Source organism: Microseira sp. BLCC-F43 (assembly GCF_041929235.1).
GTDB lineage: Bacteria > Cyanobacteriota > Cyanobacteriia > Cyanobacteriales > Aerosakkonemataceae > Microseira.
The window spans coordinates 1-2,156 of record NZ_JBHFNP010000072.1 but is presented as its reverse complement, the minus strand read 5'-3'; the positions used below and the strand labels follow the sequence as shown (position 1 = coordinate 2,156).

3 protein-coding genes and 1 pseudogene are annotated in these 2,156 nt (G+C 40.3%); 1 reads left to right on the top strand and 3 read right to left on the bottom strand.

The window, feature by feature from the left end; genetic code table 11:
* Nucleotides 1-115 precede the first annotated feature (115 nt).
* From ACE1CM_RS11625 to ACE1CM_RS11615, 3 genes are all read right to left on the bottom strand, one after another.
* Nucleotides 116-325: a hypothetical protein gene (locus ACE1CM_RS11625; RefSeq protein WP_374877632.1), complete on the bottom strand. Its 210-nt coding sequence runs from the start codon at nt 323-325 to the stop codon at nt 116-118.
* Nucleotides 326-436: 111 nt separating this feature from the next.
* A complete protein-coding gene (locus ACE1CM_RS11620; protein WP_374877631.1) occupies nt 437-679 on the bottom strand; it encodes a hypothetical protein in 243 nt (80 codons plus the stop codon).
* A gap of 88 nt (nt 680-767) precedes the next feature.
* The gene (locus tag ACE1CM_RS11615) at nt 768-1,253 is read right to left on the bottom strand and encodes a hypothetical protein (RefSeq protein ID WP_374877630.1); all 486 of its coding nucleotides are present in this window, start codon (nt 1,251-1,253) and stop codon (nt 768-770) included.
* Nucleotides 1,254-1,842: 589 nt separating this feature from the next.
* Here ACE1CM_RS11615 and ACE1CM_RS11610 point away from each other — a divergent pair.
* A pseudogene (locus ACE1CM_RS11610) lies at nt 1,843-2,156 on the top strand (site-specific integrase); the annotation flags it as partial.

Sequence of the window (2,156 nt, the reverse complement as noted above, 5' to 3'; positions counted from 1 at the left end):
CCAGGAATGTTACGAATATCTTCGATGTTTTCGGGCCCGTCAACCTGCTTAAAAAACTCATTTACTTGTTGATTGTGAAGTAGACGTTAAATAGATTGTAAGTGGTCAAAATCCTTCAGGCTTTTAAATCAGATGGTAGACTCGTAGTTTTTTGGTATTTAGCTTTCTTGTCTGCTTCTATCTCGGTTTTGCTGCCAACTAAATCAGCAACAGCTTGATTAAACTTTTGTCGCTGTTCGCGCATTTCACTTACTGTATCCTGAAGATTTTTCACTTCAGCTGCATCTGTATATTCTGAATTAGTCCATTTAACTTTGTTTGGCAAGCAGTAGCTGCACTAATTTGTTACGCGAACCAATTTAACGCATTTTCAAACAGCCAGCATATCTTAATGCCTTGCCAATTTCTCCAGTCATTTGGCTGACTAATTCCATTATTAAACGAGGTGAATTAATAATTTTTTGACTCGAGTTAATCCTTGAGAAATGTTGTTTAGCTTTTTCCTGGGATTTTGAGTTTTATTTGACTCGTCATCTTCTAAAATACTTGACATAAATGAATCTGCGTGTACCAGAGCAAAAACCTTAAATTTTTCACCATCCGCAGCGATTAATCCTATTACTTGAACTCGCGCGTTAAGCATTTTTACTACAGTTTGTAATACGGTGCTAGACAGCATCGCTGCCTGCAACAAAAGGAGAAAAGATAGTGCGTCCAACAATGGGCAAGCGCAACCACTTCGCCCATCTATCAAGTCGCTTTGTTATTTACTCAAAAATATCTTGAAGTCTGTTAAAAGTTCGATTGAATGCACTGCCTACATCATCTAGTTTTGTGCTAACATTGTTAACCGTACCAGCATCATCATCTAATTTATTAGCAACGTTTGGCCCGCGAGTTGCAGTAGGATTTACAGTAGTTCTTACATTGGTTAAACCCGCTGCCAAGTCATCTACTTTAGTCGCTGTAGATTGAACTACGTTAGAAACTGAATTGACTGTGGTCGCAGTTGTTTGAGTGGTCGCATTTATTGTGTTAATTGGTGGTTTTAATTCGTTGATATTAGCAGTGATTGCTAAGTATGCTTGCGTTACTTGTGCTGGCAGATTTGTATTTGTCGCCAACAGACGCAATGCAACTATAACCAAACTAAAATCGCCAGTCATTCTTTTTGTTTCCTCTCCTTCTTCAATAATTTGATGACGCCTATTTATGATTCGCGGCAAGTCTTCAAGTAATTCAAAATCAAGCAAGCTAGGAGCGACAGTTATTCTGTCTACCGGGGGGAAATTATAATATTATCTATACCCCAAACATAAGGATTAGAAAAATCAGGCGAACTTAATATTGGGGGAATTGATTCGGAAAAACCTTGCCTAGATGCATGTAAGTAATTTGTGAATTAATTTGGGTGAAAGTCCCAGCGTTCCTCAAATCAAATTGAGGAAAAGAAAGCTTTAGATTTGGGTAGGAGAAAGCAATAAATTGATAACCGCCAGCGATCGGGTTTATGTCTGGAGAATTTCTTCCTGTGACTGGCGTATATTCAAGACCGTTGTTTGTTCGTACTGTGTGACAGTAAACATAAAAAGCTACTTGTACGGTGTCGGGGGGAATATTTAAAACAAAGCCATCGAGATTTTCACCAATTAAAATAATATAGAGAACTTTGAGTTGTCAATTGCCCAAAACTTATAGTGACTTATGGCTAAAATTTTACGACACGGACAAGCGGAAATAATCTGGGAATCTGAGTAGTTAAAGATTCGTAGAGTTGGGCAAGGTTGGCATCAGTTATTTTGGGATATTGCCTATTACACAGGGGAAAGGTGGGGCGCAATTGTGGCGCTGCGGGTTGAGGATTTGTACGCATCTGGTCGTCCGCGCGAGTACATCACTTTCCGCGCTAGAACTCGCAAGACAGATACTAGCGGACATCGTCAAACTAGGCAAGTGCCGGTTCATCCAACACTACACGAACGCCTGAAGACTGATGACGTACCGAACAATCAATGGTTGTTTCCCAGCAGTCGCAACCCCACAAAGCACGTTTGCTTTAAAGCAGCGGATTTATTTTTGCGGAATGCTTTGGAGTGCTGTGGTTACGAGTCAAAAGGCATCAGCACCCATTCAACCAGGCGCAGCTTCATCACTCG

Excerpts from the sequence above, each read along its gene's own strand:
- ACE1CM_RS11620 (WP_374877631.1), bottom strand. The coding sequence starts at position 679 with ATGCTGTCTAGCACCGTATTACAAACTGTAGTAAAAATGCTTAACGCG.